Here is a 24,814-nt window from a genome sequence, read left to right on the forward strand (position 1 = left end):
GTCAGTTCGCCCGCGGGCCCAGCGCGTTGGCCGCGTCGCCGGCTTGGTCGATCCCCGGCCCGCCCGCCGGGCGCAGCAGCGCACCGGGCCCGCCCGCGCCGCTGCCCAGGGCGGCGACGAACTGCCGGAGCACGTCGTCGCCGGCGTGGAACGGGGCCCAGTCGAGCAGCTTGCGGGCGCGGGCGGTGTCCAGCGCGGGCACCTGCGTGCCGATGTCCAGCCACCCGGGCTCGGTGGGCACGAGGTGCGCGGTGAAGGCGGCCTGCAGCCCGGCGCGCAGGGCGATCGCGGGGGTGGGCACCCGGCGGGAGCCGAGGGCCTTCGCCAGCGCGTCGGCGTCCAGCAGCGGCTCGGCCGCCAGGTTGAACGGGCCGGGGGCGCGGCGGTCGAGCATCCGCTCGAGGGCGTCGGCGACGTCGTCGGCGTGCACGAAGGCGACGGCGAGCGCCGGCAGGGGCAGCGGCAGCAGCCGGGCCACCGCGCCGGGCAGCGCGCGGGCGGCCCCGAAGAGCAGCGGGCCCAGGAAGTAGCGGCCGATCTCGCTGGCGGCCTGCGGCTGCAGCACCAGGGTGGGGCGGACGACGGTGAGGGTCGTGGCGCGGTGCCGGCCGAAGACGTCGCGCACCACGCTCTCGGCCTGCGACTTGTCGCGGCTGTACTGCGCGCTGGGGATGCCGGTGGTCGGCCAGTCCTCGGTCACCCGGACGCCACGCGCGCCCCCGGCGTAGGCGCCGATGGAGCTCATGTGCACGAACTGGTCGACGCCGGCGGCAGCCGCGGCGCGGGCCACCCGGCGGGTGCCCTCGACGTTCACCTGGCGCAACCGGTCGGGCTGCCGGCCCGGCTGCAGCGCCCAGGCGAGGTGGACGACGGCGTCGGCGCCCTCCACGAACTCGGCGACCTCCCGCTCGCTCGCGGCCTCGCCGAGGTCGGCCAGGTGCCAGCGGACGCCGTCGTAGGGCGCGGTCGACGGCGGGCGCCGGCGGGCCAGCCCGCGGACCTCGGCGACGCCGGCCGACGGCGCGGTCAGCCGGCGCAGCAGGGCGGTGCCGACGTTGCCGCTGGCGCCGGTGACGGCGATCGTGCGGCCGCGCAGCTGTCCGGGGGAGAGCTCAGGCATGCCCCTGCCGCTACCCGCCCGGCCCCCGGCCAACCGGCAGGGCCGGGCTCAGCCGCGCAGCGCCGACGGGGTCTGCGCGCGCGAGGCGTCCGCGTCGAGCGACCGGCCCCGCAGCTCGGGCAGCGCCAGGGCCGCGATCGCGGCCACGACGAAGAAGACGGCGAAGGTCGCGAAGACCAGCCCGGTGCCCCCGCCGTCCACGAGGAACGGCACGCAGAGCGGGGCGGCGATGGAGGCGAGCCGGCCGAAACCGGCCGCGGCGCCGGCACCGGTGGCCCGCAGCGCGGTCGGGTACACCTCCGGGGTGAGCGCGTAGAGCGCGCCCCACGCGCCGAGGTTGCAGAACGACAGCACCATGCCGGTGAGCAGCACGGTCGTCGGCGTGCCCGCGGTCGCGAACAGCCCCGCGCCGACCGCTGACCCCAGCAGGAACAGCGCCAGCGTGGGTCGCCGTCCCCACGCCTCGACCAGCCAGGCGGCGACCGCGTAGCCGGGGAGCTGGGCGAGGGTGATCCACAGCGTGTACTCGAAGGACCGGACCAGTTCGAGGCCGGAGTCGAACAGCAGCGCGGGCAGCCAGATGAAGGCGCCGTAGTAGGAGAAGTTGATGCAGAACCAGACCGCCCAGAGCGCCGCCGTCCGCCCGCGCAGGGCGGCGGTCCACAGGTCTCCGGGGCGGCTCGCCGGTGCGGGGGAGGGCGGAGGGGACGGCACCGCCGCGATGCCGGCGGCGCTCTCGAAGCGCCGGACGGCCGCCTCGGCCTCGTCGGTGCGGCCGCGCAGCTCGAGGAAGCGCACGGACTCGGGCAGCCCCCACCGGACGACCACGGCGTACACCGCCGGCACCGCGCCCAGCGCGAGGGCCCACCGCCAGCCGTCGTCGCTCCCGGGGACGACGAGGTAGCCGATCAGCGCGGCCAGCGTCCAGCCGACCGCCCAGAAGGCCTCGAGCGCGACGACCACCCGGCCGCGCAGGCGGGCCGGCGCGTACTCGCTGACCAGGGTGGAGGCGACCGGCAGCTCGGCACCCAGGCCCAGGCCGATGACGAACCGGAAGACCAGCAGCGCGCCCAGCGACCAGGACAGCGCCGCGGCGCCGGTGGCCAGCCCGAAGACGAGCAGCGTCAGTGCGAAGACCTGGCGGCGGCCGATGCGGTCGGCGAGCAGCCCGCCGAGGGTGGCGCCCAGCGCCATGCCGACGAACCCGATCGAGGCGATCCACGACCCCTCGGTCGCGGTGACGCCCCACTGCTCCTGCGCGATCAGCGCGGCGATGACGAACGAGACCAGCCCGACGTCCATGGCGTCGAGCGCCCAGCCCAGCCCGGAGCCGCCGAGCAGGCGGCCGTGCGCACGGGTGAAGGGCAGCCGGTCGAGCCGCTCGGCGCGGGTCAGCGGCGACGTCGTCCCACTCATGGCGTGCAGTCTCGCAATGCCCGGGCTCAGCCGCGGACGTGGGCCGTGACCAGCTCGGCGGTCCGCGCCGCGGCGAGCTCGGGGATCCAGTGGGTCACGTCGTCGAGGACCTCCAACCGGTAGGGCGCGTCGACGAAGCGGGCGGTGCCCTCGGTGGCGGCGCGGCCGAGGAAGGCGTCGCCGGTGCTCCACACGTGCAGGGTGGGCACCCGCACCGTGCCCACCGGGTCGCGCCCGCTCCACGGCAGGGCGCGGTACCAGGCCAGCGCCGCGGTCAGCGCGCCCGGCTCGCGCATCCGCCGGACGTAGCGTTCGACGGCGTCGTCGGGCAGCCCGCCGCGGCGCAGCACCCGGCGCAGCACGGCCCCGTTCCCGGCGAGCAGCAGCCGCTCGGGCAGCACGGGCAGCTGGAACAGCCCCACGTAGGCCGAGCGCAGCGCCTGGTCGCTGGTCGCCGCCGCCCGCGCCATCGCGGCCGGGTGCGGCACGGAGAGCGCCGTGAGCGTGCGGACGCGCTCCGGGTGCCACGCGCCCAGCGCCCAGGCCACGATGCCGCCCCAGTCGTGCCCGACCACGTGCGCCGACCCCAGCCCGGCCGCGTCCAGCAGGGCGAGGACGTCGTCCGCCGTCTCCCGCAGCCGGTAGTGCGCGCGGCCGCGCGGGCGGGCCGAGGGGGAGTAGCCCCGCTGGTCCGGCGCCAGGGTGCGCAGCCCGCGCTGGTGCAGGGCGGGCGCGACCCGGTCCCAGGCGGTGGAGTCCTGGGGGAAGCCGTGCAGCAGGACGACGGGCTCGCCGTCGGCCGGCCCGGCGTCCCGTACGTCGAAGGTCAGGCCGTCTCGCCGGAAGCTGTCCACCTCGGCACTGTGCCCATCCGAGTTGGAGCCATTCGCAGGACGGGGACGGCCATTGGCCGCGGTGTCGCCCGGAGGGTGACAATGTCGCCCATGGAGCTCATCGTGCTGGTCGACGACGACGGCCGTGCGATCGGCACGATGCCCAAGCCGGAGGTGCACCACGGCGAGACGCCGCTGCACCGCGCGTTCTCGGCCTACCTCTTCGCCGACGACGGCCGGCTGCTGGTCACCCGCCGGGCCGAGGGCAAGGCGACCTTCCCCGGCATGTGGACCAACACCGTCTGCGGCCACCCCGGCCCCGGCGAGGACGACGGCGACGCGATCGCCCGCCGCGCCCGCTTCGAGCTGGGGCTCGGTGTGACCGACGTCCGGCCGGCGCTCCCGGGCTACCGCTACCGGGCGGAGTTCCGCGGGGTCGTCGAGAACGAGGTGTGCCCCGTCTACATCGGGCGCTTCACCGGCTCGCCCGCGCCGGAGCCCACCGAGGTGGGCGAGTGGGAGCTGCTGGACTGGGCCGCGTTCCGCCGCCGGCAGGAGACCGAGGGCGACGCGTGGTCGCCGTGGTGCCGGGAGCAGGCGCGGCTGATCGAGGAGGCGGGGCTGCACCGCTAGCCTGCGGCGCATGGACCGTCGACGGTTCCTGCTCGCCCTCGCCGCCGGGGTGGCGGGCACGGCGGTGGCACGCGGCGCGGCCGCGCTCGGCGAGCCCGCCGTGGCGCCCGGCGGCCCCGCGACGGCGCCCGGGCCGGCCGGCGACCCCGCCGCGCGCTGGAAGCCGGTGCACCGCGGCGTCCCCGGGGTGGAGCCGCAGGAGCCGCCCGCCGGCGTGGTCGACGCGCTGCCGGGGGAGGGGGATCTGCTGGCGCTCACCATCGACGACGGCACCAGCAGCGAGGTGGTCGCGGCGTTCGCGCGGTTCGCCGCCGACAGCGGCACCCGCCTGACCTTCTTCCCAACGGCCGGTACCGCGCCTGGGAGCAGAACGCTGCGCTGCTGCGCCCGCTGGTCGACTCCGGGCAGGTGGCCCTGGGCAACCACACCTGGTCCCACCCCGACCTCACCACGCTGGGCGACGCCGAGGTGGCCGAGGAGATCCGGCGCAACCGCGACTTCCTGCGCTCGACGTTCGGGGTGCAGACGCCCTTCTTCCGGCCGCCCTTCGGCGCCCGCGACGAGCGCACCGACCGCATCGCCGCCGACCTGGGGCACCCGACGATCGCCCTGTGGAACGGCACCTTCGAGGACAACCGGGTGCTCACCGGCGAGGAGCTCCTGGCCGCGGCCCGGCGCTGGTTCAGCGCGCGGACCATCGTCGTCGGCCACGCCAACCACCCCACCGTGACCGCCGTGTACGGGCAGCTGCTCGAGCTCATCGCCGAGCGCGGGCTGACCACGGTCACCCTCGCCGATGTCTGGTCCACCCGCCGCTGACGCCCCGACCTGCGGCCCCGGCGGCTTTCGGCGAGGCTGTCCGCGACGGGGGTACGCACCGACGACGGAGGAGCAGCTGTGGAGGCGTCGCTGAAGGGCCGGGTCGCGCTCGTGACCGGCGGGGCCAGCGGACTGGGCCGGGCCACCGCGCTCGCCCTGGCCGAGGGCGGTGCCCACGTGGTGATCGCCGACATCGACGCGGCGGGCAGCCAGGAGACGCTGTCCCGGGTGACCGGCGCCGGCGGCTCCGCCGAGGTCGCCGCCCTGGACGTGACCCGGGACGAAAGCCGGCGCGCCGTCGTCGCCGACCTGTTCGAGCGGCACGGGGACGCGTTCGACGTGCTGGTCAACGTGGCCGGCATCGACCGGCCCGGCTACATCACCGACATCGACCTCGCCGACTACCAGCGGGTGCAGGCGGTCAACTGCGAGGGGCCGGTCTTCCTCACCAGCGAGTTCATGAAGCGGGTGCAGCACCTGCCCGAGGGGCGCACCGCCGACGTCGTGCACGTGGTCTCGCTGTCGGCGATCACCTCGGGCAGCGGGGCGATCGCCTACAACGGCTCCAAGGCCGGCTTCCTCAACGCGACCCGCTGCATCCAGCGGGAGCTGCGGGAGAAGGCCGAGCGGCTGGAGGACGGCAGCGAGCGGCCGTTCCCGTGCCGGGTGCAGAGCGTCATCCCCGCCGCGATGGACACCCCGATGATGGAGCAGTGGGGCATCCCCGGGCACCTGATGATGCCGCCGTCCGCGGTCGCCGAGGCGATCCGCACGCTGCTGCTCCTGCACCCGGCGGCGTTCGTCCCCGAGATGCAGATCGTCCCCCGGCTCGAGCCGAACTTCCCCCGCTGACCGACCATGAGGAACTGCCGCATGAGCGCCCCGGACGACCCGACGCCCGACACCGCGATGGCGTCGGGCTCCGACGCGGGCAGCCCGGGCGGGCGGCTCGGCCCCGGTGACCTCGCGCCCGACGAGGAGCGGCTGCTCGCCGCGCTGGAGCGGGGCGCCCGCCGGGAGGCGCCGGACCCGCTGGAGACGATCGCGGTGGTCCGTGCGGCCGAGGACGAGCGCCCGCTGCCGGGCCGGGGCGGCCCACCCGACGACGGGCTGACCCCCCGGTTCAGCGCCCCGGGCGCCGGCTGACGGGCGGGTTCAGCCGCCCGGCGGCTGGAGCCGGACGGCGAGGAGAGCGACGTCGTCCTCGCCGCCCTCGGGCAGCAACCGGTCGATGAGCGCGTCGGACATCCCGGCCACCGGCAGGTGGCGCAGCTCGGCGAGCGCGCGGCCGAGCAGGTCGACGCCGTCGTCGAACACCTGGTCGCGGCGCTCCACCAGCCCGTCGGTGTAGAGCAGCAGCGTCGAGCCGTCGAGGACGGCCACCTCGTGCTCGGTACGGGGCAGCGACGGGTCCACGCCGAGCAGCAGGCCGGGGCGGTCGGGCACCAGCAGCCGCTGGGAGCCGTCGGGCGCGACGAGCAGCGGCGGCAGGTGCCCGGCGGAGGCCCAGCGCAGCCGGGTGCCCTCGCCGGCCGGGCCCGCCGGGCGGTCGAGGCGGCCGACGAGCACCGTCGCCATGGCGCCGAGCCCCAGCCCCTCGATCGCGGCGTCGAGCCGGGAGAGCACCTCGGCCGGGCCGGCCGTGCTGTCCCAGGCGATGCCGCGCAGCAGGCCGCGCAGCTGGGACATGGTGGCCGCCGCCTGGGTGTCGTGGCCGACGACGTCACCGATGACCAGCACCGTGGAACCGTCGGGCTGCTCGAAGACGTCGTACCAGTCGCCGCCCACCTGCGCCTCGCGCGCCGCCGGCACGTAGCGCACCGCCACCTCCAGGTGGTCGGGCTCCGGCGGGTCGGTCAGCAGGCTGCGCTGCAGGGTCTCGGCGGCGCGGACGATGCTGCGGGACCGGGCGTACAGCGCCTCCAGCAGGTGCGTCCTCAGCTCGGTCGCTCCACCGGTCTCCTGCACCGTCCACGGTTCGGACCGGCCGCGGACGGTCTCCCGCCAGCGCTCGAAGGACTTGCGCGGGCTGAGCCGGACGTCGTCGCCCTCCCGCTCGGCGATCGCCTTGTTGTGCGGGTCGCCGCCCCAGTCGATGTGCCGCACGGCCTCGCCGCGGTACCAGAGCACGTACTGGCCCTCCGGCAGCGGCAGCACCAGCACGCCGCACGCCGGGTCGACCGCGCCGAGCCCGGGCGCGACCGTGGCCAGCGCGTCGGTGGCGACCACGTCCTCGCCGCGGGATGCGGCCCAGGCCGCGATCGCGTCGGCCAGTTCCGGCGGGAGCGCGGCGCCGGCGGAGCCGCGGGAGCCCTGGAGGCACATCGAGACGCCGTCGGCGTCGAGCAGGTCCAGCAGGCTGTGCGAGCCGAGCAGCGTCTCGGTGATCGGGCGGTCCTCGTCCAGCGCGGCGGCGGTCAGCCAGGCCAGCGTGGACCGCGCGCGGAGCGCCCGCGCGAACTCCTCCTCCTGCGCCCGGTCGATCAGCCGCACCGACAGCGTGGAGCCGAGGAACTCGGCCGCGGCGCGGGTGGCGTACGGGGGTGCGTGCGGGCCGTCGTAGTGGTGGCAGGCGATGAGCCCCCACAGCTTGTCGCCGCGCAGCAGGGAGATCGACATCGAGGACCGCACGCCCATGTTGTGCAGGTACTCCACGTGGATGGGGGAGACGCTGCGCAGGGCGGAGTAGGTCAGGTCGAGCGGGCGGCCGCTGGCCGGGTGGTGCACCGGCTGGATGGGCACGGGCGCGTAGCCGACGTCGGAGATCAGCCGGATCCAGTTCTTCTCGTACAGCGCCCGCGCCTGGGCGGGGATGTCCGAGGCCGGGTAGTGCAGGCCGAGGAAGGGGTTCAGGTGCGCGGCCTTCGCCTCGGCCACCACCTCGCCGTTGTAGTCGGCGTCGTAGCGGTAGACCATCACCCGGTCGAAGCCGGTCAGCGTGCGCACGGCCCGGGCGGTGATGTCGTAGAGCTCCTGGAGGCTGCCGGCCCGGTCCAGCGCGGCGACCGTGCTGCGCACCGCCTGGTAGGTGTTCGGGAAGGAGAACGGCCGCGGCCCGCGCGCCGGCTCCAGCTCGACGACCAGGGTGGTGACCGGCGCCGACTCCTCGGGGGCGGCGACGGGCTCGCCGTCCACCTCGTGCGCCGGCCCGGGGTCGATCACGGTGCGGTGCAGGAGGGCGTCGACGGGCACCGGTTCGCCGGCGACGTCGAGGGTGATCTCGACCGGGTTGCGCTCGCGGAGGTCGCCGAAGGCGCTCGCCGAGCGGACGACCGCATCGGCCGGCGCCACCCCGATGACCTCGGCCAGCGGGCGGCCCACCGCCTGCCGCCAGTCCACGCCGGTGAGGTCGGCGAGGTTCTCCGACACCTGCTGGACGACCCAGTCGGGGTCGCGGACGGCGATCAGCACGCCACGCGGCTGGATGCTGCCCGGGACGTGGATCGGCTCGCGCTCGCAGTTGGTGAGGTCGACCGGCTCGCCCGGCGCCAGGAACTCGATCTCGTGCTGGACCCCGGTCACGCCCCGACCGCCTGGGCCCGCGCGGCGGGCCGGCACCACTCGGAGAGCTCGTGGAAGGTGCCGCGCGCCGCGGCGACCACCCGGGCGGCGTCCCCGCCCGCGGCCACGTGCGCGCGGACGACCCGCCGGTAGGCGGCCCACATCGCGCCGGTGTCGGCGTCGTAGGGCGAGAACGCGCGCAGCCGGACGCCGGCCAGCAGGGGCAGCGTGGCCAGGTGGCGGTCGATGAACGTGCCGCCGAGGGTGGAGCCCTCGAGCACGTAGAGCCGGCCCAGCGCCTCGTCGGTCCCGGCCACGGCGGGCAGCCCGGGTGCCGCCACGGGGACGGGGGCGCCCAGCGCCGCGAGGTCCGCGGCGAACAGCCCGGCCCGGCGGCGGCGCGCCCAGTCGGCGGCCGCGGCGTCGGCGGGGTGGCACGCGGCCCACTCGTCCAGCCCGCGCTCGGCCGCCGTCCAGAAGCCGTGCATCAGCCCCAGCACGTGCACCAGCCGATCCCGGTCGAGGTCCGGGTCGAGCAGGTCGAGGGTCTCCTCGAGGAGCCGGTGCTCCTCGGCCGTCCCGGTGCGCAGGGCGCGCAGGACGTCACCGTCGCTGCGGGGGTCCGTCTGCGCAGCCATGTCTCCCGCAGCCATCGAGGGAGAGGGTAGGCGACGGTCGCCGGTCACGGGCGGTCGAACCGGGGTGCCGCGGCCAGCCGGGCGGCGCGCAGGCCGGTGTGCAGGAGCAGGCGGGCGTCGCCGTCGGCGAGGTCCAGGCCGGTCAGCGCGGCGATGCGGCCCAGCCGGTAGTACAGCGTCTGCCGGTGGACGTGCAGCGCCGCCGCCGTCCGCCCGGCACTGCCGGCGCAGTCGAGGAAGGTCTCCGCCGTCGTCGTGAGCACCGGGTCGGCGAGCAGCGGGGCCAGCACCGGGTCGGGGCCGGGCAGGGCGGTGGCCGCCCGCCACCCGCCGAGCTCCCCCCAGCGGGCGACGGGGAAGAACCGGTCGACCACCGCGGCGACCCGGGCCGCGGCCCGCGCCTCCCCCCACTGGCCGGCCAGGTCGTCGGTGCCCAGCCTGGCCGACGAGACCCCGGCGGTGCTGCCGGCGGGCAGGGTGGCCAGGGAGGCGGCGGCGAGCGCGCCGGCGGGGCGCAGGTCCGCGGGCGCCGGCAGCGGGACGAGCACGGCGACCCCGTCGTCGACGACGGTGGCCACCGCACCGGCCGCCGGCAGCGGCCGGGCCGGCGCCGGCGGGCCGCCGGCGGGGCGCAGCGCCACGAGCACCTGCGCGGCGCCGGCGGGTAGCCGGTCGCGGAGTCGCAGGGCTGCCTGGGCGCGGGCCGCGGGGCGGCCGGTGAGCGCGTCGGCGAGCACCGGGCCGAGGTCGTCGGCCGGCCGTCCGGCCAGGGCGCGGCCGGCGTCGGCGGCCAGGTCCAGCGCGCGGCGCAGCGCCGGGTCGGCGTCGTCGTCGGGGTCGGTGCGCCCGTCGTCGAGCAGCCACAGGTAGCCGTGGGTGCGGTCCTCGTGGCGGATGGGCAGCACCAGCCGGGTGAGCACCCCGGCCGCGGGGTCGGCCGGGATCCGCATCGGCCGGGTCGCCGCGGCGATGCCGAAGTCCTCGAACCAGCGCCGGGTCTCGGGGGTCGAGCTGCGGGTGAGGATCGACCGGGTGCGGACGGCGTCCATCGGGTCGGCCCCGCTGTCGTCGTGCGCGCAGAAGGCCAGCAGCGTGAAGCCGGCGTCCTCCAGCGTCGCCGGGGCGCCGAGCACCCGCGACACCTCGTCCACCAGCTCCTGCAGCTCGTCGCGCACCGCCGTCCCCTCCCGGGTCTCGTACAGCTGTATGAGAGCAGATGGGCAGGATCCCGACATCTGTCCCTGGCCCGGAGGGGTGGCGGGTGCCTAGCGTTCGAGGAGCACGTGGCGTCGGCCCGAGGAGGACCCGTGGTGCTGCAGAAGACCTTGCTGGCCGCCTCCCGCCGGCCCGCCCTGCGAAGAGCCGTCACCGGTACGCCCGCCACCCGCCGGGTGGTCGACCGGTTCGTCGCGGGGGAGTCGCTGGGCGACGCGATCGCCGCGGTGCGCGCGCTCGCCGCCGACGGCATCGCGGTCACCCTCGACCACCTCGGCGAGGACGTGACCGACCGGACCCGGGCCCGCCGCACGCGCGACGCGTACCTCACCGCGCTCGAGGCGCTGGCCCCGCTGGGGCTCGGGCCGGCCGCCGAGGTGTCGGTGAAGCTGTCGGCGTTCGGCCAGGCGCTGCCCGACGGCGGGCACGACGTCGCGCTCGAGCTGGTCCGCCCGGTCGTGGAGGCCGCCTCCGCGGCGGGGACCACGGTCACCCTCGACATGGAGGACCACCGCACGGTCGACTCCACGCTCGCCGCCGTCGCCGAGCTGCGCAAGGACCACCCCGCGACCGGCGCCGTCCTGCAGTCGATGCTGCACCGCACCGAGGACGACGCCAAGGCGCTCGCGGTGAGCGGCTCGCGGGTGCGGCTGGTCAAGGGCGCCTACGACGAGCCGGAGCAGGTCGCCCACCAGCGGAAGCGGGACGTCGACGCCGCCTACCGCCGCTGCCTGGAGATCCTCATGAGCGGGCCCGGGTACCCGATGGTCGGCTCGCACGACCCGGGCCTGGTCGCCCTGGCGCACGAGCTCGCGGCCCAGCACTCCCGGGCCGCCGACTCCTGGGAGGTGCAGATGCTCTATGGCATCCGCCCGGACGAGCAGCGCCGGCTGGCCGCCGCCGGCACCCGCGTGCGCGCCTACGTGCCCTACGGCGCCGACTGGTACGGCTACTTCATGCGCCGGCTGGCCGAGCGCCCGGCCAACGTCGCCTTCTTTCTCCGCTCCCTGGCCACCCGCTCCTGAACCCGAGAGGTCCTGTCATGGACGCCGTCACCCGAGTCCCGTCCCCGCGCAACGAGCCGGTGCACACCTACGCGCCGGGCACCCCCGAGCGCGACGAGCTGCAGCGGCGGCTCGCCGAACTGGCCGCCGAGCCGGTGGAGCTCACCGCCACGATCGGCGAGCGGCAGCGGATGGCCGCCGGCGAGCGGTTCGACGTCGTGCAGCCGCACCGGCACTCCGCCGTCCTGGGCGCTGCCGCGCACAGCACGCACGCCGACGCGCAGGACGCCGTCCGCTGCGCGAAGGAGGCCGCGCCCGCGTGGCAGGAGCTCTCCTTCGACGACCGCGCCGCGGTCTTCCTCAAGGCCGCCGACCTGCTGGCCGGGCCGTGGCGGCAGACGCTCAACGCCGCCACGATGCTCGGCCAGAGCAAGACCGCGCAGCAGGCCGAGATCGACAGCGCCTGCGAGCTGATCGACTTCTGGCGCTTCAACGTGCACTTCGCGCGGCAGATCCTCGCCGAGCAGCCGGAGTCCTCACCCGGCGCCTGGAACCGCACCGACCACCGCCCGCTCGAGGGCTTCGTCTACGCCATCACGCCGTTCAACTTCACCGCGATCGCCGGCAACCTGCCGACGGCGCCGGCGCTGATGGGCAACACCGTCGTCTGGAAGCCCGCGCCCACCCAGCAGTTCGCCGCGCACTTCCTCATGCGGCTGCTGGAGGAGGCGGGCCTGCCGCCGGGCGTCATCAACATGCTCCCCGGCGACGGCGTCGCCGTCTCCGAGGTCGCCCTCGCCGACCGGGACCTGGCCGGCATCCACTTCACCGGGTCCACCCCGGTGTTCCAGCACCTCTGGCGCACCGTGGGGGAGAACATCGCCTCCTACCGCGGCTACCCGCGGATCGTCGGGGAGACCGGCGGCAAGGACTTCGTCGTCGCGCACCCCTCGGCCGACGTCGACGTGCTGCGGACGGCGCTGGTCCGCGGGGCGTTCGAGTACCAGGGGCAGAAGTGCTCGGCGGCGTCGCGCGCGTACGTGCCGCGGTCGGTGTGGGGACGGCTGCGCGACGACCTGGTGGGGGTGACCGAGTCGCTGCCGATGGGCGACGTCACCGACTTCTCGAACTTCATGGGCGCGGTCATCGACCGGAAGTCGTTCTCGAAGCTCTCCGGCGTCCTCGACCGGGTGGACGACGACCCGGCGCTGTCGATCGTGGCCGGCGGGCAGGCCGACGACAGCGAGGGCTTCTTCGTGCGGCCGACGATCATCGAGGGCACCGACCCCGGGCACGAGGTCTTCACCACCGAGTACTTCGGGCCGGTGCTCGCGGTGCACGTCTACGACGACGCCGACTACGACGCGGTGCTGACGCAGATGGAGTCGGTGGCGCCCTACGCGCTGACCGGTGCGGTGATCGCGCAGGACCGGGCCGCGATCGCGCACGCCCAGCGGTTCCTGCGGCACGCGGCGGGCAACTTCTACGTCAACGACAAGCCGACCGGCGCCGTCGTCGGGCAGCAGCCGTTCGGGGGCGGGCGGGCGTCGGGCACGAACGACAAGGCCGGCGCGAAGCAGAACCTGATGCGGTGGACCTCGACGCGGTCGATCAAGGAGACGTTCGCGCCCCCGACCGACCACCGCTACCCGCACATGGGCTGAGCCGGCTCCCGGTTGGGCCCGCGATGACCAGGTGACCTGATCGTGGCGTGTCCTCCCTCGCGGTGGGCGGTGGGGGAGGACGCGCCGCGGTGAGGGAGGACGCGGTCAGGGCGCTGCGGTGGCGGGCCAGCGGACCTCGCCGTCGTCGCCGAGGGTCGCGCCGTCGGCGGGGCGGTGCGGGGTCACCCGGCCGTCGGGCATGAGGTGCCCCACCGCCACGCCCCGGCCCAGGACGGCGACGTCGGCGATCAGCCGCCGGTGGCAGCGCCACCACACGTACTCGCTGCACATCACCGCGACCGTCGCGCCCGATGCCGCGGCGAGCACCTCGTCGAGGGCCTCGGCGAACTCCGCCGTCCGGGTGTGCGCGGCGTAGGCGGCGAACTGCGCGACGGTCCACCAGCCGTCGGCCACCGGCTCCGCGTCCGGCAGCCGTCGGCGGCCGCCGAGCCGCTCCTCCCAGCGGTAGCCGATGCCCACCTCGGGCAGCCACTCCTCGAGCGCCTCCCGCCGCACATCGGGGTTGGCGCGGCTGCCTGGGAACCGCCGCACGTCCACCAGCACGTCCACCCCGGCCCCGGCGAGCCGGGCGCCCAGGGCGTCGCGGTCGTCGGAGCCGTGGCCCACGGTCAGCACACCCACGCGCCCTGCCTACCCGGGTGCGGACGCCGCCGCCCGCCGGGTCATGCTGCGGGGAGCGGACGGACGACGGAGCGGGGGAACGGTGGAGGTGCAGGCCGCCCTGTGGCGCTCGCGCGGGGTGCAGTCGCTGGTCGGCGTCACGGCCCTGGGGTTCGCCAGCTACTTCCTGACGCTGGCCTCGCTGCCGGCGTACGCGGTGGCCGGCGGTGCCGCGGAGAGCACGGCCGGGGTGGTCACCGCGGTCTTCCTCCTCACGACGATCGCGGTCCAGTCCGTCGTGCCCGCGCTCGCGAACCGCTACGGCGCCGGCCCGGTGTTCGTGGCGGGGCTGCTCGCGCTGGGGGTGCCCTCCCCCTTCTACGTGCTCGACGACGGCGTCGGCTGGATCTCCGCGCTGTCGGCGGTGCGTGGCGCCGGGTTCGCCGTCATCACCGTCCTCGGCGCGACCCTCGCCGCGCGGGTGGCGCCCCCGGAGCAGCGCGGCGAGTCGATCGGCCTGTACGGGTTGGCCATCGCGCTGCCCAACATGGCCGCCGTCCCCGCGGGCGTGGCCCTCGTGCTGGGCGGGCACGTCGGCGTGCTGGCCTGGCTGGCGGCCACACCCGTGCTGGGCCTGGTGTTCCTCCCCGCGCTGCTGCGGGCGGCCGGCGGTCGCGAGGAGCCCGCCCCGGCCGGCAACGCCCGGGCCGCGGTGCGCGCCGCGCTGGCGCCGTCCGCGGTGCTGCTCGTGGTGACCACCGCCGGCGGCGGCTTCGTGACCTTCCTGCCCATCGACCGCCCCGACGGGCGGCTGGCCACCGCGGCGCTGCTGCTGTGGGGGCTGACGGGCGCGCTGAGCCGCTGGCGGGCCGGCGTGCTGGCCGACCGCCTGGGCACCGCGCTGCTGCTGCCGCTGTCGGTGCTGGTCGCCGCGGTGGGGCTCGCGGTCACCGCTGCGGGGCTGTGGTGGGGGAGCGGCTGGGTGCTGCTCGGGGCGGCGCTGTTCGGCGCCGGCTTCGGCGGGGTGCAGAACCTGACGCTGCTGCGCGCCTTCGCCCGGGCCGGCGAGCGGGGCACGACGGCGGCGAGCGCGCTGTGGAACGCCTCCTTCGACGCGGGCACGGCCGCCGGGGCGCTGCTGCTCGGCCTCGCCTACGGTGCCGCCGGCCTGCCCTGGACGGTCCTCGCGTCGGCCGTCGTGCTCGCGGCGGTGCTCCCGCTGGCGCAGGCGGCCGCCCGCGCCCCCCGCGCCTGAGCTCAGCCCTGCCGGGCGTGCAGCGAGCGGATGAAGAGCACCTCCTCGGCCGAGCGCCGCAGCCAGGTGCGCAGCCCCTCGGGGTCGTCGCGGTTGGCGTCGCGCACCTCCCCGAGCTTGAGCTGGCGGGTGCTGGCCTGCGCGCGCTGCGCCGTCGGCAGGGCGCGGCCCTCGGCGCGGGCGATCACGGTGAGCCCCGCGCCCACGAACACCAGGTCGCGGATCTCGTCGAGGCCGGCGAGCAGCGCCTCGGCGGCGGCGTCGTCGCCCGCGGTCAGGGCGGTCAGGAGCTCGTCGGCGCGGCGGCGGCCCTCGGCGGCCGGGTCGGGCGTGGTCACCGCACCACTGTGCCCCGGCCGCGGGGGCCGGGGCACAGTGGGGTTCAGGCGTCGCGGCGGCGCAGCACCAGGTACCCGGCGAGGACGACGGCGGCCACCTCGGCGCAGAAGACCGCGAAGCCGGTCCACGGCTCGAGCAGGTTCGGGTTGAACGACACCGGCGTGGCGACGACGGAGCCCGCGTTCCCCGGCATCAGCTTGGTGGCCCACTCGCCCCAGGCCCCCGGCAGCAGCATCACCATGTTGCCGACCACCAGCAGCAGCGCCAGCACGATCGACAGCGCCGCGGCGGTGTGCCGCACGAGCAGCCCGACGGCGGCGGCGAACAGGCCGATGCCGGCCATGTAGAGCCCGCTGCCGAGCAGCGACCGCAGCACGCCGTCGTCACCGAGCGCCAGGCCGATGCCCTCCCGCTCGAGGAACCAGTTGCCGCCGAGGTACCCCAGGACGGCGGTGACCGTGCCGGCGAGGAACAGCGTGCCGGTGAGCACCAGGGCCTTGGCCGCCAGCACCCGGCCGCGGTGCGGGGTCGCGGTCAGCGTCGCCCGGATCATCCCGGTGCCGTACTCGCTGGTGACCACCAGCGCGCCGAGCACGATGGCGGTGATCTGCGCGACCGTCATGCCCCAGGTGATGAACGAGCCGGCGGCCTCCCCGGTCGTGCCCGTCGCCAGGTCCGCGGCGCTGACCGCGCAGACCAGGACGGTCAGGCCGGCGCCGAGGGTGACCAGCGCGCCGATCGACCACGGCGTCGAGCGCACCGTCCAGAACTTGATCCACTCCGCGCGGAGGGTCTGCGCGAAGCCGGGGTCGCGGACGCCGGGCACGTGCCGGTCCGGGTCCAGGTCGACGGTGTCGGGCGCCGGGGTGCTGAGGGTTCCGGTCATCGGGTGGCTCCTGCGGGGGTCCGGTCGCGGGCGGTGTACTCGACGCTCGCGGCGGTGAGGGTCATGAACGCGTCCTCGAGGGAGGAGCTGACGAGGGTGAGCTCGTGCAGCAGGTGCCCCTGCCGGCCGACGAGCTCGCCGATGGCGGCGGCGTCGCGGCCCTGCACCCGGAGCTCGTCGTCGACGGCGGTGACCTCCAGGCCGTCACGGCGCAGCAGCTCGGCCACCTCGGCCCGCTGCGGGCTGCGCACCCGCACGTAGGAGGCGGCGTGCTCGGCGATGAAGTCGGGCATCGAGCAGTCGGCCAGCACCCGGCCCCGCCCGATGACCACCAGGTGGTCGGCGGTGAGCGCCATCTCGCTCATCAGGTGGCTGGACAGGAAGACGGTGCGGCCCTCGGCGGCCAGCTGCCGGGTCAGCGTGCGCACCCAGCGGATGCCCTCGGGGTCCAGGCCGTTGACCGGCTCGTCGAGGACGACGACCGGCGGGTCGCCCAGCATCGCGACGGCGATGCCGAGACGCTGGCCCATGCCCAGGGAGAACCGGCCCACCCGCTGCCCGGCGACGTCGGTCAGCCCGACCAGGTCGAGCACCTCGTCCACCCGGCGCACCGGCAGGCCGTTGCTCGCCGCCATCCAGCGCAGGTGGTCGCGGGCCGAGCGCCCGGGGTGCAGGGCCCGTGCCTCCAGGAGCGCGCCGACCTGCCGCAGCGGCGCGGGGAAGTCGGCGTAGCTGCGCCCGCGCACGGTGACGGTGCCGGCGGTGGGCCGGTCCAGGCCGAGCAGCATGCGCATCGTCGTGGACTTGCCGGCGCCGTTGGGCCCGAGGAAGCCGGTGACCCGGCCCGGGTGCACGGTGAAGGAGATGCCGTCGACGGCGGTGCGGTCGCCGTACTTCTTGGTCAGGCCCTGTGCCTCGATCATCGCGGGCCTCCGGGGAACGGTCGGGACGTCATGGCCAGCAGCCTGTCGGCCGCGCCGCGCCGGGGACATCGGGGAGCGCCCTGATCGGACCCTGAAAGCTCCCCGGCAGCTCAGGCCGTGCGGGGCAGGGGCATCCCGGGGTGCAGCTCCCGCCGCAGGGCGCGCGCGGCGGCCTGACCGGCCCGGTTGGCGCCGATGGTGCTCGCCGACGGGCCGTACCCGACCAGGTGGAGTCGCGGCTCCCCGACGACCTGCGTGCCCTCGACGCGGAAGCCGCCGCCGGGTGCGCGCAGCCGCAGCGGTGCGAGGTGGCCGACCGCCGCGCGGAACCCGGTGGCCCAGAGGATGACGTCGGCGCGGATGCTTCTGCCGTCGTCCCAGGCCACGCCGTCGGGGGTGATCCGGTCGAACACCGGCAGCCGCTCGAGGACCCCGCGGTCCAGGCCGTCGCGCACGTAGGGCGCCGACGTGAGCAGACCGGTGAGCCCCACGACGCTGCCCGGCCGGCGGCCCTCCCGGACGGCCCGTTCCACCTCGGCGACGACGGCGCGGCCGGCGTCCTCGTCGAACGGGCCCTCGCGCCAGACCGGCGGCCGGCGGGTGACCCACGTCGTCGAGGTCACCCGGGAGATCTCGCCCAGCAGCTGGGTCGCCGAGGCGCCGCCGCCGACCACGACGACGTGCTGCCCGCGGAACTCCTCCGCGGTGCGGTAGTCCACGGTGTGCAGCTGCCGCCCGCGGAAGAGCTCCTGCCCGGGGTAGCGCGGGACGAACGGCCGGGTCCAGGTGCCGGTGGCGTTCACGACGGCGCGGGCGGTCCAGCTGCCCCGGTCGGTGACGACGGCGAAGCGGTCGTCGTCGGTCCGCTCGACGGCGGTCACCCGCACCGGCCGCAGCACGGGCAGGTCGAAGCGCCGCTCGTACCCGGCGAAGTAGGCGGGGACGGACTCCACCGCGGGCGCCGCGGCGTCCTCGGGCCGGAACGGCAGGCCCGGCAGGTCGTGCACCCGGTGGGTGGTGCCCAGCGTGAGGGAGGGCCAGCGGTGCCGCCAGGCCCCGCCGGGGGCCTCCTCGCCGTCGAGCACGACGAAGCCGCTGCCCCGCTCGAACCCCTGGCGGGCCAGCGCCCACGCCGTGGAGAGGCCGGCCTGCCCGGCGCCGATGACGACGACGTCGACGTCTCGTCGGGGCCCGGCTGTGGTCACGGCAGCGACAACCGGCCGCCGGCGCCGCTGCTTCCCGGTGCCGCGCGGCGGAACCCGTTCCGCCGCGGCCGACGGGCCGGTACGGTGCGCCGGGCGACGACCGGCCGACGGGGGGAGGCATCGTGCTCGCACGCATGCCCGGCGACGGTTCCGGCGCCGCCGAGCCGTGGTTCGTCTCCGTCGAGGTGCAGGGACGCCTCACCGCCGCACGACCGGAGTTCGCCGCCGGTGAGCGGCTGGAGGCCGTGGGGGCGGCGGTGCTCGAACGGGCGCGCGCCCGGGGCCTGCGCACCGCGGTGCTCACGCGGGATCGGCGCGCCCACGGCGAGGACGTCGGCTGGCTGGTGGACCGCTGGCTGGGCTGCGACACCGGCGACGCCGCCGCGATCGCCGCGGCGGTGCGCTCCCTGCCGGGGCGGGTGGCCGCCGTCGCCGGCTGCGCGCCGGGCACCGCCGGACCGGCCGCCGTCGCCGCCCGGGCGCTCGGGCTGCGCGGCCCCGACCCCGCATCCCCGGTCGTGACCGGCGACGCGGTGGCCCTGCGCGAGGCGCTGGCGGCGGCGGGCGTCGCCGACGGCCGCTGGGGGGTCGTCCGCGCCGACGCGCCGGCGCCGGTCTCACCCGTGGGCTACCCGTGCACCGTCGAGGTGGACGGCGCCGGCACCCGGGTCGGCCCGGTGCTCGACGACGGCGAGCTGCGGGTGCTCGCCGCCCGCGCCTGCTGCGGCCCGGGGACGCCGTCGGCCTCGCACCTGGTGGTCGGCGAGCACGTGCCGGGGCCCCGGTACGCCGCCGACGGGCACGTGGACGGCGGTGCCGTGACGGTGCACGCCTGGAGCGAGCTGCTCACCACGCCGCCGCCGCACGCCGCCGGGCTGCTGCTCACCGCCACCGCCCGGCCGCCGTCCCCCGACGCCGCGGCCTTCGTCGGGGCCGTGCTGCCGCCTGCGGGTACGACCTGGGACCGTTCCACCTGGAGTTCGTGCTGGGGCCCCCCGGTCCCCGGCTGGTCGCACTGGCGCCGCGGCCGTCCGACGCCGGGGCGCACGCCTGCGTGGACCAGGTCAGCGGGGTGGACACCGCCGGCCTCCTCGTCGCCCGCCTGCTGGACCGGCCCGCCCCCGCGCGGCGGCCGGCGGTCGCGGCCAGCACCCAGCTGCTGCTCGGTTCCCACGCCACCGGCCGGGTCCGTGCGGTGTCGGGGCTGCGCGAGGTCGGGGAGATCCCCGGGCTGCTCGTCGCGGAGGTGTTCGCCGACGTCGGCGAAGCGGCGGAGCCCGCCTCCTGCCGCCGGGCGCACCTCGGCCACGTCCTGACGGTGGGGCAGACCCCCTGCCAGTCCCGCCGCCGGGCCGCTGCCGCGCTCGACGCCATCCGGGTGGACGTCGACGAGGAGGGGCGCCGCCCGGTCGCGGACCGCGGGGGTGCTGACCCGCACCGGTCCTAGCTGGCCATAGGTCGCGTCAAGGCAGCACGTGGGCGTGCGGGCCCGGGGAGGTGCCTCCTGGGACGGCGGCGCGGACGCCTCCGGCAGCAAGGTGATCGATCCGTGACCGTTTGGGTGACCTCGATCACGATTTTGCCCCCTAGAGTCACCGCCCATGTGTGCCAGATCACTCACCGGCCGCGAGGCGGGCGCGAGCCCCGCCCCGGCGCCGTCCGGCGGCGCGGGAAGGAGGTGCTCCCCGTGCTGAGCATCGAGTCGCTGCACGTCACCTACGGCGGCGCCGTGCAGGCCGTCCGCGGGGTCTCCATGGAGGTGCCCGACGGCAAGGTGGTCGCCGTCCTCGGCAGCAACGGCGCCGGGAAGACGACGCTGCTGCGCACCGTCTCCGGCACGCTGCGGCTGCACCGGGGCCGGGTGGAGCAGGGGACCGTCCGCTTCGACGGCACCGATCTGGTGACCAAGGACCCCGCCCAGGCCGTCCGGCTCGGCCTGGTGCAGGTACCCGAGGGCCGGCGCATCTTCGGTCGGCTGACGGTGGAGGAGAACCTGCGGGCCGGCGGCATGGGCAACCGGGACAAGTCGGCCAAGGCCCAGGCGCAGCAGCGGGTCTACGACCTGTTCCCGGTGCTGAAGGAGCGGAGCTCCCAGCGGGGGGCGCTGCTCTCCGGCGGCGAGCAGCAGATGCTGGCCATCGGCCGGGCGCTGATGGCCAGCCCCAAGCTGCTCCTGCTCGACGAGCCCTCCCTGGGCCTGGCGCCGCGCATCATCGGCCAGATCGGCGAGGTCATCGCCGAGATCAACCGGCAGGGCACCTCGGTGCTGCTGGTGGAGCAGAACGCGACGATGGCGCTCGGGGTCGCCGACCTCGCGTACGTGCTCGACGTCGGCGAGGTCTCCCTGTCCGGGAACGCACGGCAGTTGTCCGAGACCGACGAGGTGCAGCGGCTGTACCTCGGGCACGACGGCGGCGACGAGCGGCGGGTGCGCGTTCCCTCGGGCAAGAAGCTCTCCCGGTGGACGGCATGAGCGCCCCCCACGCCGCCGGTGCGCACGCCGCCGGGCCACCCGAGACCGGATCGGGCACCCGGTCGGACATCCCGCCCGTCGAGGTCGACGGCGTGAGCGTCCGGTTCGGGGCGATCAAGGCCCTGTCGGAGGTGTCCTTCACCGTCGCGCCCGGCAGCATCCACGCGATCATCGGGCCCAACGGCGCGGGCAAGTCGACGATGTTCAACGTCCTCTCCGGGGTCTACAAGGCCGCCGAGGGCCAGGTCCGCTTCGGTGAGCACCGGCTGGACCGGATGCGGCCGTACCAGATCGCCGGCATCGGCGTGGCCCGCGCGTTCCAGAACATCGCCCTCTCCGGCACCCAGTCGGTGGCCGAGAACCTCATGCTCGGCCGCCACCACCTCACGAAGGCCGGGTTCCTCGCCGCCGGCCTGCGGCTTCCGCGGGCCACCAGGGAAGGGAAGATCCACGGCGCCCGCGTCGCCGAGATCGCCGACTTCATGGACCTCGGCGGCAAGCTGCACACGCCCGTCGGTGTCCTCTCCTACGGCGACCAGAAGCGGGTGGAGGTGGCGCGGGCGCTCTGCACGGAGCCGCGCCTGCTCCTCCTCGACGAGCCGGTGGCCGGGATGAACGCCGAGGAGACCGACCGGATGGCCGACGCCATCCTCGAGATCCGGTCGGCGCTGGGCATCTCCGTCGTGCTGGTCGAGCACGACATGGGGATGGTCATGTCCCTGGCCGACCGGGTCACCGTCCTGGACTTCGGCCGCCGGATCGCCGACGGCACCCCGGCGGAGGTGCAGAACGACCCCGAGGTCATCCGCGCCTACCTGGGTTCCGGCGACGAGGAGAGCCCCTCCGAGGCCGCCGCCCACCACCACTCCTCCGACACTCCTGGGGCGACGTCGTGACCCAGTTCCTCTCCCTGCTCCTCAACGGGATCTCCCTGGGGGCGCTGTACGCGCTGATCGCCCTGGGCTTCGTGATCATCTTCAAGTCCAGCGAGGTGGTGAGCTTCACGCACGGCTCGCTGCTGCTGCTGGGCGCCTACTCCATCGCCCGGCTGTCGGACGCGATCGGGTTCCTGCCGGCCGTCGTGGTGGGCATCCTCATCACCGCGCTGGCCGCGTTCGTCATCGAGCGCCTGATCATCAACCGGCTCCGCGGTGCCGCGGTGATCAGCCTGGCGATCGTCACCATCGGCGTCGACATCATCATCCTGACCGAACTGATCCGGCGGATCGGCTCGGACATCCTGAACGTGCCGCACCCGTGGGGCGGGGAGTCCTTCCGGATCGGGAGCGTCGGGCTCAGCCAGAACCGGCTCATCGCCTTCATCGTCGCCGCGCTCCTCATCGCCCTCTTCTTCGTGGCCTTCAAGTACTCCAACTGGGGCATCGCGATGCGGGCCTCGGCGGAGGACGGCGAGACGGCGGCGCTGATGGGCATCCGGCAGGGGCGGGTCTCCGCGCTGGCCTGGGTGGTTGCCGGCGTCCTCGCCGCCGTGGCGGCGCTCTTCCTCGTCGGCTCACCCACCCCGGGCGTCAGCCCGACCGCGTACGCCGTGGCGCTGCGGGCCTTCCCGGCCGCGATCCTCGGGGGCCTGGACTCGACCGGCGGTGCGCTGGTGGGTGGCCTGCTGATCGGCATCGCCGAGGCGATGGCGGCCGGCTACCAGGACCAGCTGCTGTTCCTCGGCCGCGGCTTCAGCGCCGTCGTCCCGTTCATCGTGATGATCGCGGTCCTCATGTTCCGGCCCTCCGGCCTGTTCGGGACGAAGGAGCTGACCCGTGTCTGAGTCCACCGCGGTCGCGACGCCGGGGGCGTCCCGCTCGGGGGTGACGCCCTCCCGGCCGGCGCGCGACCGGCGCGCCCTGCTCAAGCCCGTCCTGCTCGTCGCGTTCCTCGTCGTGCTGCTCGCGCTGCCGCTGTACGTCGAGGAGTTCTGGCTGCGCACGGGGTTCGCCGCCTTCGGCGCGATCGTCGGCGCGATCGGGCTGAACCTGCTCGTGGGCAACAGCGGGCAGCTGTCGCTGGCGCACGCCTTCTTCCTCGCCGTCGGTGCGGTCAGCTACGTCTACGTCTCGGGTGAGCCGGGCGGGCTCGGCGTCGCGGAGCTGGGGGGTCTGGGCCTGCCGCCGATCGTCGGCATGGTCGTGGGCGTCCTCCTGGCCGGCCTGGCCGGGCTGCTGTTCAGCCCCCTGGCGGCGCGGCTGCGCGGGATCTACCTCGGTGTGGCGTCGCTGGCGCTGGTCTTCATCGGCATCCACGTGCTCAACAGCTGGACCGAGGTCACCGGCGGCTTCAACGGGCGGGCGGCTCCGGACTTCTCGCTGTTCGGCTTCACCTTCGCCAACAGCAACCCCGACCTGTTCGTGCTGGGTGTCCCGTTCCGGGAGGCGGAGCGGCTCTGGTACCTGGGCCTGGCCCTGGCGCTGGCGGCCTACCTGTTCGCCCGCAACCTGCTGAAGGGCCGCCCGGGTCGTGCGCTGCAGACCCAGCGGGACAGCGAGGTCGCGGCGTCCGTGATGGGCGTCAACGTCCAGGGCTACAAGGCGCGGATCTTCCTGGTCAGCTCGATGTACGCCGGGTTGGCCGGGGTGATGTACGCGCTCTCGATCGGCAGCATCGCACCCGAGTCGTTCGGCCTGGAGCTCTCCATCCTGTACCTCGCCATGATCGTCCTCGGCGGGCTGGGTTCGGTGAACGGAGCCGTCCTCGGGGCGATCTTCGTCAGCGCGCTGCCGCTGGTCTTCCAGCGGTACGCCGACCTGATCCCGTTCGTGGGCCGTGGTGAGGGCCTGGCGGCCGGTGAGGCGGCCCGGTTCCTCTTCGGCGCGGCCATCGTCCTGGTGATCCTCTTCGAGCCCGCCGGGCTCGCCGGCATCGCCCGCCGCATCTCCGGGCGCTTCGGCCGCCGTCCGGGAGGGCGGCTGACCCAGCGCCCACCCGACACACCCAGTCGTTCCACCGAACCCACTCCGTCCGACCCACCAGCACAAGGGAGCACCACGTGAGACTCAGCAAGCGTTCGGCCGGCGCCACGATGCTGGCCGCCACCTTCGTCCTGGCCGCCAGCGGCTGCAGCACCAAGGCCCCGGAGTCCTCGGGCGGCGGTGGTGCAGCGGCCGGCGGGGACGTCGCGACCGACGTCGGCATCGAGGGCGAGACGATCAACCTCGGTGTCCTGACCGACCTGACCGGCGTCTTCGCCGCGCTCGGCAACGACATCACCAACGCCAACTCGCTGTTCTGGGAGAACAACCAGGTCTGCGACACCTACGACGTCACCCTCGACGTCCAGGACACCGGCTACGTCCCCCAGCAGGGCGTCTCCCTGTACAGCGGCATGCAGGACAACGTCCTGGCCATGCAGCAGACGATCGGGTCACCCATCAACACCGCCCTGGCGCCGGAGTACGAGTCCGACCAGATCGTCAACTTCCCCTCGGCCTGGTCCAAGACGCTGACCGAGATCCCGGGCACGGGTGTCGTGGGCGCCACCTACGACGTCGAGATCGCCAACGGCTACGACTACCTGTTCCGGGAAGGGCTCCTCCAGGAGGGCGACACCGTCGGCCACATCTACTTCGAGGGCGAGTACGGCGCCAACGGCGTGGAGGGCTCCCGGGCCGTCGCCGAGGCCAGGGGCCTCGAGTTGATCGAGGCGCAGATCAAGGCGACCGACCAGGACATGAGCGCCCAGATCACCCAGTTCAACTCCGCCGGGGTCGACCTCATCGCGCTGACCGTGGCCCCCGGGCAGACGGCCTCGGTCGCGACGGTCGCCGCCGCGCAGGGGCTGGACGTGCCCATCCTGGGCAGCAACCCGGTCTTCGCGCCGGGCCTGCTGGAGGGCCCGGCCGCCGAGTGGCTGAAGACCCACCTGTACGTGGCCTCCCCGGTGTCGTCGTTCGACGCCCACCCGGAGCTGCTCCAGCAGTACCAGGAGGCCTACCCCGATGCCGTCCCGAGCCTCGGCGTCGTCGTCGGCTTCGGCATGAGCGAGCTGATGAAGCAGGTGCTCGACCAGGCGTGCGAGAACGGTGACCTGACCCGCGAGGGCGTGCTCAACGCGTTCAACGAGCTGGAGGAGGTCGACACCGGCGGTCTCGTCGTCCCGATCCGCGGCTTCGAGGTCGGCCAGTCGCCGAGCCTGGAGAGCTTCATCCTGCAGCCGGCCGACGTGCCCGGTGGGGCCACCGTCCTGGAGGAGGCGTTCGAGGGCGAGTTCGCGGCGGACATCGCCGGCTGACCCGCGGTACCGGCGCCCCCTTCCCCGCC

Annotated in this window: 25 protein-coding genes; 14 read left to right on the plus strand and 11 right to left on the minus strand. The window is 75.5% G+C overall.

The window, feature by feature from the left end:
* Window position 1: 1 nt before the first annotated feature.
* Genes E9529_RS00185 through E9529_RS00195 form a run of 3 tightly spaced genes read right to left on the minus strand, consistent with a single transcriptional unit; the run spans window position 2 to window position 3,390 of the window.
* Window positions 2-1,120, minus strand: a complete 1,119-nt coding sequence (locus tag E9529_RS00185; protein ID WP_236829114.1) for an NAD-dependent epimerase/dehydratase family protein — start codon at window positions 1,118-1,120, stop codon at window positions 2-4.
* Window positions 1,121-1,168: 48 nt separating this feature from the next.
* Window positions 1,169-2,536 carry an MFS transporter gene (locus E9529_RS00190; protein WP_236829115.1) on the minus strand — a complete coding sequence of 456 codons (1,368 nt, stop codon included), beginning with the start codon at window positions 2,534-2,536 and terminating at the stop codon, window positions 1,169-1,171.
* Window positions 2,537-2,562: 26 nt separating this feature from the next.
* Window positions 2,563-3,390: an alpha/beta fold hydrolase gene (locus tag E9529_RS00195; RefSeq protein WP_236829116.1), complete on the minus strand. Its 828-nt coding sequence runs from the start codon at window positions 3,388-3,390 to the stop codon at window positions 2,563-2,565.
* 90 nt (window positions 3,391-3,480) lie between these two features.
* Between E9529_RS00195 and idi the strand changes: the two genes are divergently transcribed.
* From idi to E9529_RS00215, 4 genes are all read left to right on the plus strand, one after another.
* Entirely contained in the window at window positions 3,481-4,002 is a 522-nt protein-coding gene (gene idi, locus E9529_RS00200) for an isopentenyl-diphosphate Delta-isomerase (RefSeq protein ID WP_236829117.1), read from the plus strand.
* 156 nt (window positions 4,003-4,158) lie between these two features.
* Entirely contained in the window at window positions 4,159-4,821 is a 663-nt protein-coding gene (locus E9529_RS21730) for a polysaccharide deacetylase family protein (RefSeq protein ID WP_255707720.1), read from the plus strand.
* Between the two features lie 78 nt (window positions 4,822-4,899).
* On the plus strand, window positions 4,900-5,673 hold the full coding sequence (locus E9529_RS00210) for an SDR family NAD(P)-dependent oxidoreductase (protein WP_236829119.1): 774 nt from the start codon (window positions 4,900-4,902) through the stop codon (window positions 5,671-5,673).
* A 21-nt stretch (window positions 5,674-5,694) separates the two neighbouring features.
* Entirely contained in the window at window positions 5,695-5,967 is a 273-nt protein-coding gene (locus E9529_RS00215; RefSeq protein ID WP_236829120.1) for a hypothetical protein, read from the plus strand.
* Window positions 5,968-5,976: 9 nt separating this feature from the next.
* Here the strand turns inward: E9529_RS00215 and E9529_RS00220 are convergent, their stop codons facing one another.
* From E9529_RS00220 to E9529_RS00230, 3 genes are read right to left on the minus strand one after another with little or no spacing between them, the layout of a single operon-like run.
* Window positions 5,977-8,343 (minus strand): SpoIIE family protein phosphatase, encoded by a 2,367-nt coding sequence (locus E9529_RS00220; protein ID WP_236829121.1) that lies wholly within the window; start codon window positions 8,341-8,343, stop codon window positions 5,977-5,979.
* Entirely contained in the window at window positions 8,340-8,960 is a 621-nt protein-coding gene (locus tag E9529_RS00225) for a biliverdin-producing heme oxygenase (protein WP_236829122.1), read from the minus strand. Before E9529_RS00225 ends, E9529_RS00220 begins: the two co-directional genes overlap by 4 nt.
* Before the next feature lie 44 nt (window positions 8,961-9,004).
* Window positions 9,005-10,135 carry a CdaR family transcriptional regulator gene (locus E9529_RS00230; RefSeq protein ID WP_236829123.1) on the minus strand — a complete coding sequence of 377 codons (1,131 nt, stop codon included), beginning with the start codon at window positions 10,133-10,135 and terminating at the stop codon, window positions 9,005-9,007.
* A gap of 132 nt (window positions 10,136-10,267) precedes the next feature.
* Between E9529_RS00230 and E9529_RS00235 the strand changes: the two genes are divergently transcribed.
* A complete protein-coding gene (locus tag E9529_RS00235) occupies window positions 10,268-11,200 on the plus strand; it encodes a proline dehydrogenase family protein (RefSeq protein WP_236829124.1) in 933 nt (310 codons plus the stop codon).
* 17 nt (window positions 11,201-11,217) lie between these two features.
* The gene (gene pruA / locus E9529_RS00240; protein WP_236829125.1) at window positions 11,218-12,843 is read left to right on the plus strand and encodes an L-glutamate gamma-semialdehyde dehydrogenase; all 1,626 of its coding nucleotides are present in this window, start codon (window positions 11,218-11,220) and stop codon (window positions 12,841-12,843) included.
* A 105-nt stretch (window positions 12,844-12,948) separates the two neighbouring features.
* Here the strand turns inward: pruA and E9529_RS00245 are convergent, their stop codons facing one another.
* Window positions 12,949-13,485, minus strand: a complete 537-nt coding sequence (locus E9529_RS00245) for a DUF488 family protein (protein ID WP_236829126.1) — start codon at window positions 13,483-13,485, stop codon at window positions 12,949-12,951.
* A gap of 82 nt (window positions 13,486-13,567) precedes the next feature.
* Between E9529_RS00245 and E9529_RS00250 the strand changes: the two genes are divergently transcribed.
* Entirely contained in the window at window positions 13,568-14,719 is a 1,152-nt protein-coding gene (locus E9529_RS00250) for an MFS transporter (protein WP_236829127.1), read from the plus strand.
* A 2-nt stretch (window positions 14,720-14,721) separates the two neighbouring features.
* Here E9529_RS00250 and E9529_RS00255 read toward each other — a convergent pair whose 3' ends face one another.
* The 4 genes from E9529_RS00255 to E9529_RS00270 form a co-directional block, all read right to left on the minus strand.
* The gene (locus tag E9529_RS00255) at window positions 14,722-15,057 is read right to left on the minus strand and encodes a hypothetical protein (RefSeq protein ID WP_236829128.1); all 336 of its coding nucleotides are present in this window, start codon (window positions 15,055-15,057) and stop codon (window positions 14,722-14,724) included.
* A gap of 44 nt (window positions 15,058-15,101) precedes the next feature.
* A complete protein-coding gene (locus tag E9529_RS00260; RefSeq protein WP_236829129.1) occupies window positions 15,102-15,944 on the minus strand; it encodes an ABC transporter permease subunit in 843 nt (280 codons plus the stop codon).
* Window positions 15,941-16,867, minus strand: coding sequence for an ABC transporter ATP-binding protein (locus E9529_RS00265; RefSeq protein ID WP_236829130.1), 927 nt, complete (start codon window positions 16,865-16,867; stop codon window positions 15,941-15,943). The genes E9529_RS00260 and E9529_RS00265 overlap by 4 nt, the downstream gene beginning before the upstream one ends.
* A 110-nt stretch (window positions 16,868-16,977) precedes the next feature.
* Complete coding sequence (locus tag E9529_RS00270) at window positions 16,978-18,072, minus strand: NAD(P)-binding domain-containing protein (RefSeq protein ID WP_236829131.1); 1,095 nt, start codon at window positions 18,070-18,072, stop codon at window positions 16,978-16,980.
* A 122-nt stretch (window positions 18,073-18,194) separates the two neighbouring features.
* Between E9529_RS00270 and E9529_RS00275 the strand changes: the two genes are divergently transcribed.
* The 7 genes from E9529_RS00275 to E9529_RS00300 all read left to right on the plus strand — a co-directional run bounded on the left by E9529_RS00275 (window position 18,195) and on the right by E9529_RS00300 (window position 24,785).
* Window positions 18,195-19,388, plus strand: coding sequence for a hypothetical protein (locus E9529_RS00275; protein ID WP_236829132.1), 1,194 nt, complete (start codon window positions 18,195-18,197; stop codon window positions 19,386-19,388).
* A complete protein-coding gene (locus E9529_RS22915) occupies window positions 19,304-19,519 on the plus strand; it encodes a hypothetical protein (RefSeq protein WP_374201289.1) in 216 nt (71 codons plus the stop codon). Before E9529_RS00275 ends, E9529_RS22915 begins: the two co-directional genes overlap by 85 nt.
* Before the next feature lie 240 nt (window positions 19,520-19,759).
* Complete coding sequence (locus E9529_RS00280) at window positions 19,760-20,545, plus strand: ABC transporter ATP-binding protein (protein WP_374201285.1); 786 nt, start codon at window positions 19,760-19,762, stop codon at window positions 20,543-20,545.
* Window positions 20,542-21,441: an ABC transporter ATP-binding protein gene (locus E9529_RS00285; protein WP_236829134.1), complete on the plus strand. Its 900-nt coding sequence runs from the start codon at window positions 20,542-20,544 to the stop codon at window positions 21,439-21,441. Before E9529_RS00280 ends, E9529_RS00285 begins: the two co-directional genes overlap by 4 nt.
* The gene (locus tag E9529_RS00290; protein ID WP_236829135.1) at window positions 21,438-22,328 is read left to right on the plus strand and encodes a branched-chain amino acid ABC transporter permease; all 891 of its coding nucleotides are present in this window, start codon (window positions 21,438-21,440) and stop codon (window positions 22,326-22,328) included. The genes E9529_RS00285 and E9529_RS00290 overlap by 4 nt, the downstream gene beginning before the upstream one ends.
* A complete protein-coding gene (locus E9529_RS00295; protein WP_236829136.1) occupies window positions 22,321-23,547 on the plus strand; it encodes a branched-chain amino acid ABC transporter permease in 1,227 nt (408 codons plus the stop codon). Before E9529_RS00290 ends, E9529_RS00295 begins: the two co-directional genes overlap by 8 nt.
* Entirely contained in the window at window positions 23,544-24,785 is a 1,242-nt protein-coding gene (locus E9529_RS00300; protein ID WP_236829137.1) for an ABC transporter substrate-binding protein, read from the plus strand. Before E9529_RS00295 ends, E9529_RS00300 begins: the two co-directional genes overlap by 4 nt.
* Window positions 24,786-24,814 lie beyond the last annotated feature (29 nt).

The organism is Blastococcus sp. KM273128 (genome assembly GCF_021698975.1).
Classification (GTDB): Bacteria; Actinomycetota; Actinomycetes; order Mycobacteriales; family Geodermatophilaceae; genus Blastococcus.

Bases quoted from the DNA above. Each gene is read 5' to 3' on its own strand.
- E9529_RS00185 (WP_236829114.1), bottom strand. From the start codon at position 1,120: ATGCCTGAGCTCTCCCCCGGACAGCTGCGCGGCCGCACGATCGCCGTC.
- E9529_RS00190 (WP_236829115.1), bottom strand. From the start codon at position 2,536: ATGAGTGGGACGACGTCGCCGCTGACCCGCGCCGAGCGGCTCGACCGG.
- idi (WP_236829117.1), top strand. From the start codon at position 3,481: ATGGAGCTCATCGTGCTGGTCGACGACGACGGCCGTGCGATCGGCACG.
- pruA (WP_236829125.1), top strand. From the start codon at position 11,218: ATGGACGCCGTCACCCGAGTCCCGTCCCCGCGCAACGAGCCGGTGCAC.
- E9529_RS00285 (WP_236829134.1), top strand. From the start codon at position 20,542: ATGAGCGCCCCCCACGCCGCCGGTGCGCACGCCGCCGGGCCACCCGAG.
- E9529_RS00265 (WP_236829130.1), bottom strand. From the start codon at position 16,867: ATGATCGAGGCACAGGGCCTGACCAAGAAGTACGGCGACCGCACCGCC.
- E9529_RS00260 (WP_236829129.1), bottom strand. From the start codon at position 15,944: ATGACCGGAACCCTCAGCACCCCGGCGCCCGACACCGTCGACCTGGAC.
- E9529_RS00215 (WP_236829120.1), top strand. From the start codon at position 5,695: ATGAGCGCCCCGGACGACCCGACGCCCGACACCGCGATGGCGTCGGGC.
- E9529_RS00225 (WP_236829122.1), bottom strand. From the start codon at position 8,960: ATGGCTGCGCAGACGGACCCCCGCAGCGACGGTGACGTCCTGCGCGCC.